The sequence below is a fragment of the Pseudomonas sp. MWU13-3659 genome (assembly GCF_023757525.1).
GTDB lineage: Bacteria > Pseudomonadota > Gammaproteobacteria > Pseudomonadales > Pseudomonadaceae > Aquipseudomonas > Aquipseudomonas entomophila_E.
This window is the reverse complement of sequence record NZ_JAMSHW010000019.1, coordinates 84872-90963: the sequence shown is the minus strand read 5'-3', so window position 1 is coordinate 90963 and position 6092 is coordinate 84872. Positions and strand designations below refer to the sequence as shown.

The 6092-nt window shown below is 64.7% G+C and carries 9 protein-coding genes; 5 read left to right on the top strand and 4 right to left on the bottom strand.

Annotated elements, in window-relative coordinates; translation table 11 throughout:
* Positions 1-74: 74 nt before the first annotated feature.
* Positions 75-407: a DOPA 4,5-dioxygenase family protein gene (locus tag NGM28_RS20885; RefSeq protein ID WP_252091280.1), complete on the top strand. Its 333-nt coding sequence runs from the start codon at positions 75-77 to the stop codon at positions 405-407.
* A 101-nt stretch (positions 408-508) separates the two neighbouring features.
* On the opposite strand, the gene trpA is transcribed toward NGM28_RS20885, so the two are convergent.
* Together trpA and trpB are read right to left on the bottom strand one after the other, a co-directional pair.
* Positions 509-1318, bottom strand: a complete 810-nt coding sequence (trpA, locus tag NGM28_RS20880) for a tryptophan synthase subunit alpha (RefSeq protein ID WP_252091279.1) — start codon at positions 1316-1318, stop codon at positions 509-511.
* Positions 1315-2532: a tryptophan synthase subunit beta gene (gene trpB, locus NGM28_RS20875; protein ID WP_110736082.1), complete on the bottom strand. Its 1218-nt coding sequence runs from the start codon at positions 2530-2532 to the stop codon at positions 1315-1317. The genes trpA and trpB overlap by 4 nt, the downstream gene beginning before the upstream one ends.
* Positions 2533-2642: 110 nt before the next feature.
* Between trpB and NGM28_RS20870 the strand changes: the two genes are divergently transcribed.
* Complete coding sequence (locus NGM28_RS20870; protein WP_252091278.1) at positions 2643-3539, top strand: LysR family transcriptional regulator; 897 nt, start codon at positions 2643-2645, stop codon at positions 3537-3539.
* On the opposite strand, the gene NGM28_RS20865 is transcribed toward NGM28_RS20870, so the two are convergent.
* Positions 3536-3859 (bottom strand): ElaB/YgaM/YqjD family protein, encoded by a 324-nt coding sequence (locus tag NGM28_RS20865; protein WP_011531495.1) that lies wholly within the window; start codon positions 3857-3859, stop codon positions 3536-3538. The genes NGM28_RS20870 and NGM28_RS20865 overlap by 4 nt on opposite strands.
* Positions 3860-3976: 117 nt before the next feature.
* Between NGM28_RS20865 and NGM28_RS20860 the strand changes: the two genes are divergently transcribed.
* Entirely contained in the window at positions 3977-4192 is a 216-nt protein-coding gene (locus tag NGM28_RS20860; RefSeq protein ID WP_011531496.1) for a dodecin, read from the top strand.
* Between the two features lie 103 nt (positions 4193-4295).
* The gene (locus tag NGM28_RS20855) at positions 4296-4517 is read left to right on the top strand and encodes a DUF1161 domain-containing protein (protein ID WP_213659008.1); all 222 of its coding nucleotides are present in this window, start codon (positions 4296-4298) and stop codon (positions 4515-4517) included.
* A 130-nt stretch (positions 4518-4647) separates the two neighbouring features.
* On the opposite strand, the gene NGM28_RS20850 is transcribed toward NGM28_RS20855, so the two are convergent.
* Positions 4648-5643 carry an LLM class flavin-dependent oxidoreductase gene (locus NGM28_RS20850; protein WP_252091277.1) on the bottom strand — a complete coding sequence of 332 codons (996 nt, stop codon included), beginning with the start codon at positions 5641-5643 and terminating at the stop codon, positions 4648-4650.
* 163 nt (positions 5644-5806) lie between these two features.
* Here NGM28_RS20850 and NGM28_RS20845 point away from each other — a divergent pair, with 163 nt between their 5' ends.
* Positions 5807-6040 (top strand): DUF1161 domain-containing protein, encoded by a 234-nt coding sequence (locus tag NGM28_RS20845; RefSeq protein ID WP_011531499.1) that lies wholly within the window; start codon positions 5807-5809, stop codon positions 6038-6040.
* Positions 6041-6092: the final 52 nt, after the last annotated feature.

Here is a 6092-nt window from a genome sequence, read left to right as displayed (position 1 = left end):
AAGCCGAACAAAGCCGCTCCTACAGGGATGGCGTAGACTTCGAGATGTTCGCATTACCGCTATCAGGAGCCACCGTGCAAAGGATCAAGGGCTATCACGCCCACGTGTACTACGACGCAGCGACCATGGAGCAGGCCCGTGAGCTGTGCGAGGAGGCGACACGCCTGTTCCCCGTGACCATGGGGCGCATGCACCAGAAACCGGTCGGCCCGCACCCGGACTGGAGCTGCCAGCTGGCCTTCGGGCCGGAGGTGGTGGGCGTGGTGCTGCCGTGGCTGGCGCTGTATCGCAAGGGGCTGGTGGTTTTCCTGCATCCGGAAACCGGGGATGAGCTGGCGGATCACCGCGATCATGCGATCTGGATGGGGGCGATCAGGCCGTTGGACCTGTCAATATTCGAAGGTTAGGTTGTGCTGGCTGACGCTGTTCGCCGGCAAGGCCGGCTCCTACAAGGGATCGCCGTATAACCTGTAGGAGCTGGCCTTGCCGGCGAACAAGGCGACGCGGATCAGGCCCGAGCGGCGCGCACGCCTTCAGCCAGCGCCGAGCACAGGCTCAGCACATCTTTCACCGCCTGACCGGCATCCTTGGCCTGGGCGATCTTGTCGACCAGCGCCGAACCCACCACCACACCATCAGCCAGGCGGGCAATGGCTGCGGCCTGCTCCGGCGTACGAATACCGAAACCAACGCTGATCGGCAGGTCGGTATGTCGGCGCAGACGGGCAATGGCCTCGGTCACATGCTCAGTAGTCGCCGAACCCGCGCCCGTCACACCCGCCACCGACACGTAGTAGACGAACCCGGAGCTGCGCTCCAGTACACGCGGCAGGCGCGCGTCGTCGGTGGTCGGGGTGGTCAGGCGGATGAAGTCGATGCCTGCGGCCTGGGCCGGGGTGGCCAGCTCGGCGTCGTGTTCCGGTGGCAGGTCGACGATGATCAGGCCATCGACGCCGGCTTCCTTCGCCTCGGCGACGAACTGCGCCACACCGAAACGGTGGATCGGGTTGTAGTAACCCATCAGCACGATGGGCGTGGTCTGGTTATTCACACGGAATTCGCGAACCATCCGTAGGGTCTTGGCCAGGGTCTGGCCGGCTTCCAGGGCGCGCAGGGTGGCGAGCTGGATGGCCACGCCGTCGGCCATCGGGTCGGTGAACGGCATGCCCAGTTCGATCACGTCGGCACCGGCGGCCGGCAGGCCCTTGAGGATCTGCAACGAAGCATCGTAGCCCGGGTCGCCGGCGGTGACGAAGGTGACCAGTGCCGAGCGGCCTTCGGCCTTGAGTTCGGCGAAGCGTTGTTCGAGACGGCTCATGCCTGTTTCTCCTGGGCGGCCATGTGGTTCATCACGGTTTGCATGTCCTTGTCGCCGCGACCGGACAGGCAGATCACCATCAGGTGGTCCTTGGGCAGCTTCGGCGCGCGCTTGATCGCCTCAGCCAGGGCGTGGGAGCTTTCCAGCGCCGGGATGATGCCTTCCAGGCGGCAGGTGGCGTGGAAGGCGTCCAGGGCTTCGTCGTCGGTGATGCTGACGTACTCCACGCGCTTCACTTCGTGCAGGTAGGCATGCTCCGGGCCGATGCCGGGGTAGTCCAGGCCTGCCGAAATCGAGTGGGCGTCGGTGATCTGGCCGTCGTCGTCCTGCAGCAAGTAGGTGCGGTTGCCGTGCAGCACGCCCGGCACACCGCCGTTGAGGCTGGCCGCGTGCTTGTCGGTGTGCACGCCGTGGCCGCCGGCTTCGACGCCGATGATCTGCACGCTGGCATCGTCAAGGAAGTCGTGGAACAGGCCCATGGCGTTGGAGCCGCCGCCGACGCAGGCGATCAGGCTGTCGGGCAGGCGCCCTTCCTTCTCTTGCAGCTGGGCGCGGGTTTCCTTGCCGATGATCGACTGGAAGTCACGGACCATCGCCGGGTACGGGTGCGGGCCGGCCACGGTGCCGATCAGGTAGAAGGTGTCGTCGACGTTGGTGACCCAGTCGCGCAGGGCCTCGTTCATGGCGTCCTTGAGCGTGCCGGTACCGGCAGTGACCGGGACGATCTCGGCGCCCAGCAGCTTCATGCGGAACACGTTGGCCTGTTGGCGCTCGATGTCGGTGGCGCCCATGTAGATCACGCACGGCAGGCCGAAGCGCGCGGCGACGGTGGCGGTGGCCACGCCGTGCATGCCGGCGCCGGTCTCGGCGATCAGGCGTTTCTTGCCCATGCGCTTGGCCAGCAGCACTTGGCCGATGCAGTTGTTCACCTTGTGCGCGCCGGTGTGGTTGAGCTCTTCACGCTTGAAGAAGATCTTCGCGCCGCCGCAGTGCTCGGTCAGGCGCTCGGCGAAGTACAGCGGGTTGGGGCGGCCGATGTAGTCGCGCTGGAAGTAGGCGAGTTCTTCGAGGAACTTGGGATCGGCCTTGGCGGCTTCGTATTCGCGGGCAAGGTCGAGCACCAGGGGCATCAGGGTTTCGGCCACGTAGCGGCCGCCGAACGAGCCGAACAGGCCGTTGGCATCGGGGCCGGCGCGGTATTGGGTCTGGGTCATGGGGCGCTCCAGGGCGTATTGGATGAGTGATGGGCTTTACTCTAACCACGACGCGGCTGGCTGAAAACCGATAAGATTGCGCAAACCTGTCAGGAAAACTCACAAGTCAAATGGCCCAGGACCTTCCTCCCCTCAACGCCCTGCGGGCCTTCGAGGCAACCGCCCGGCTCAATAGCGTCAGCCAGGCAGCCGAGGCGCTTCATGTGACTCACGGCGCTGTAAGCCGACAGATCAAGGTGCTCGAGGAGCATTTGGGCGTGGCTTTGTTCGTCAAGGACGGACGTGGCGTCAAACTCACAGATGCCGGTGTGCGCTTGCGCGATGCGAGCTTCGAAGCGTTCGAACGATTGCGCAGCGTCTGCACCGAGCTTTCCCGCAATGCTGACGAGGCGCCGTTCGTGCTTGGCTGCTCCGGCAGCCTGCTGGCGCGTTGGTTCATCCCGCGCCTGGGCCGTTTGAAAGCCGACCTGCCAGAGTTGCGCTTGCACCTGTCAGCGGGCGAAGGCGATCTAGATCCTCGCCGCCCGGGGCTGGATGCCCTGCTGGTATATGCCGAGCCACCCTGGCCGGCGGACATGCAAGTGCACGTGCTCGCCGAAGAGCGAATCGGCCCGGTGATGAGCCCGCACTTCGAAGGCTTCGATCGTTTGAAAGCCGCGCCAGCCGTGGCTTTGCAGCAAGAGGCAGTGCTCCACACCACCTCGCGTCCGCAGGCCTGGCCGACCTGGGCGCAGCAGCACGGCATCGACCCCGGCGCGCTGAGTTACGGCCAGGCATTCGAGCATCTGTACTACCTGTTGGAGGCGGCTGTGGCAGGGCTTGGGGTGGCCATCGCGCCACAACCACTGGTCGCGGACGACCTGAAAGCCGGCCGGCTTGCCGCGCCGTGGGGGTTCTCTCCCACCCGCGCGGTACTGGCCTTGTGGGTGCCTCGGCGCGCCGCCGACGGGCGCGCCGAGCAACTGGCGCAGTGGCTGCGCCGGGCGTTGCAGCAGCAGGCGGGTTAGTCGCGACGGCACATCAGGTAGGCGGCCAGCAGGCCCAAGGCGCCGATGGCCACGCCAGCGGTGGTCCAGGGGTGTTGCTGGGCGTAATCGCGGGTGGCGACGCCGGTCTGGCGGGTGCGGGTCTTGACCTCCGAGTAGGCATCGCTGAGCAGGCTGCGCGAATGCTTTAGGGCGTTCTCGGCATTGCCGCGTAGTGCCTTCATGGTCTTGTGGGACTCTTCCGAGGCATCGTGCTTGAGGTGCTCCAGCGTCTTGAGCAGGCTCTCGATCTCCGCTTCCATGCTTTCCAGCGAGGCGTTGCGCAGCGAGTTGTGGGCCATGGTGACTCTCCTTCGCGGTGGTGGGCTGTAAGAGTTGCGACTGCGCAGGCCGGCGAAAGTGCGATCGGATTTTGCGCTGCTAGGCTCAGTTGACACTTCACCATTAGGAGAACACTGATGTCCGATCATCACACCTACAAGAAGATCGAGCTGGTCGGGTCCTCGCCCACCAGCATCGAAGAGGCGATCAACAATGCCCTGGCCGAAGCCGGCAAGAGCATCAAGCACCTGGAGTGGTTCGAGGTGGTCGATACCCGTGGGCATATCCGCGACAACAAGGCTGCGCACTTTCAGGTGACGCTGAAGGTCGGGTTCCGGATCGCCAACAGCTGAAACCAGGCTGGGCTAGGCTTGCCCGGCGTGATGGAGTAAACAAGGTGCCAGGGCGCGGGCTTCGCGCCCTTTTCGTCTTTGATCTGTACAAGGAAAGCGATCGATGAAGAAGTTGATGTTGGCTGTGGGGCTGATGGTGCTGGCCGGTGGCGCGATGGCGGCGGGCAAGCCGTGCGAGGAGCTCAAGGCGGAGATTGCAGCGAAGCTGGATGCCAAGGGTGTGAAGGGGTACACGCTGGAGATCGTCAAGAAGGGAGAGCCGGCGGGCAAAGTGGTTGGTACCTGTGAGGCTGGACGCAAGGAGATTGTCTACCGGCGTGGTTGATGCGGTGGATTCATCGCGGCTAAAGCCGCTCCTACAGACGACGCTGCCGTCTGTAGGAGCGGCTTTAGCCGCGAAGCAAGCGACGCGGTGATTGGCACCGGCTCGCCGGTGTTCGCGGCTGAAGCCGCTCCTACAGGGCCTGCGCCATCAGCTCATAAGACCTGATCCGGTCGGCATGCTCATACAGGTCGCTGGTGAAGATCAGCTCATCCGCACCGGTCTGCTCCAGCAGCACCTCCACCTTGCCTCGCACCTTTTGCGGGCTGCCAATCATCGCCAACCCCAGGAAGCTGCTCACCGCATCGCGCTCATGGGGCAGCCACAGGCCATTCATGCTCTCTACAGGCGGGCGCTGCATCAGGCTCTGTCCACGGATCAGCGCAAGGATGCGCTGGTACACCGAGGTCGCCAGGTACTCGGCCTTCTCGTCGGTTTCGGCCACCACCATCGGGATGCCAAGCATCACGTAGGGCTTGTCCAGCGTCGTCGAGGGCTTGAAGTGGTCGCGGTAGATGCGGATCGCCTCATGCATGTAGCGCGGCGCGAAGTGCGAGGCGAAGGCATAGGGCATGCCGCGCATGCCGGCTAGCTGGGCGCTGAAAAGGCTGGAGCCGAGCAGCCACATTGGCACTTCGGTGTCGTGACCCGGTACGGCGATGACCTTTTGGTCGTCGGTGCGCGGCCCCAGGTAGCGCGACAGCTCCTCCACATCATCCGGGAAGTCGTCGGCGCTGCCGGAGCGTTCGCGGCGCAGGGCGCGGGCGGTCATCTGGTCGGAACCGGGGGCACGGCCCAGGCCCAGGTCGATGCGGCCAGGGTACAGGCTGGCCAGGGTGCCGAACTGTTCGGCGATTACCAGCGGAGCGTGGTTGGGCAGCATCACGCCGCCGGAGCCGATACGAATGGTCGAGGTGCCACCGGCCAGGTAACCGATCAGCACGGCAGTGGCGGAGCTGGCGATGCCGTCCATGTTGTGGTGTTCGGCCACCCAGAAACGGTTGTAACCGAAACGCTCGACATGCTGTGCCAGGTCCAGCGAGTTGCGCAGCGACTGTGCCGGGCCGCCGTCGGCGCGCACGGGCACCAGGTCGAGGGTGGATATCTTCAGGTCACGCAGGTGCGTCATCGGAGCCTCCGCAGTAAGTGGTGGGCCAGGGGCCTTTGAGACTCTGTATGGGCACATTCGAAGGATTCAATGCCTGCGAGCATTTGCCCCGAGGCGCAACGGCGGCGGTTTCCTGTAGTCTAACCAGCGTTGGCAGCGTGTCTGCCCTGTCAGGAGCCGTTCCATGATCCGCGTAGCAATCGCCGTGCTGGCATCCCTGCTGGCCACGGCCGCACTGGCCGCCCCCAAGCCGTGCGAAGAACTGAAAGCCGAGATCGAGGCGAAGATCCAGGCGCGCGGGGTCACCTCCTACACGCTGGAGATCGTGCCCAACAGCGAGGTCAGCGACCCGAACATGGTCGTGGGCAGCTGTGATGGCGGGACGAAGAAGATCATCTATCAGAAGAACGACCGGTAGTTCGGTTCGCCGGCAAGCCGGCTCCTACAAGGGTTGCGCCTTGTTTGTAGGA

Coding starts and splice junctions, on each gene's coding strand:
- NGM28_RS20860 (WP_011531496.1), top strand. CDS start 3,977: ATGTCCGATCATCACACCTACAAGAAGATCGAGCTGGTCGGGTCCTCG.
- NGM28_RS20870 (WP_252091278.1), top strand. CDS start 2,643: ATGGCCCAGGACCTTCCTCCCCTCAACGCCCTGCGGGCCTTCGAGGCA.
- trpA (WP_252091279.1), bottom strand. CDS start 1,318: ATGAGCCGTCTCGAACAACGCTTCGCCGAACTCAAGGCCGAAGGCCGC.
- NGM28_RS20850 (WP_252091277.1), bottom strand. CDS start 5,643: ATGACGCACCTGCGTGACCTGAAGATATCCACCCTCGACCTGGTGCCC.
- NGM28_RS20865 (WP_011531495.1), bottom strand. CDS start 3,859: ATGGCCCACAACTCGCTGCGCAACGCCTCGCTGGAAAGCATGGAAGCG.
- NGM28_RS20855 (WP_213659008.1), top strand. CDS start 4,296: ATGAAGAAGTTGATGTTGGCTGTGGGGCTGATGGTGCTGGCCGGTGGC.
- trpB (WP_110736082.1), bottom strand. CDS start 2,532: ATGACCCAGACCCAATACCGCGCCGGCCCCGATGCCAACGGCCTGTTC.
- NGM28_RS20845 (WP_011531499.1), top strand. CDS start 5,807: ATGATCCGCGTAGCAATCGCCGTGCTGGCATCCCTGCTGGCCACGGCC.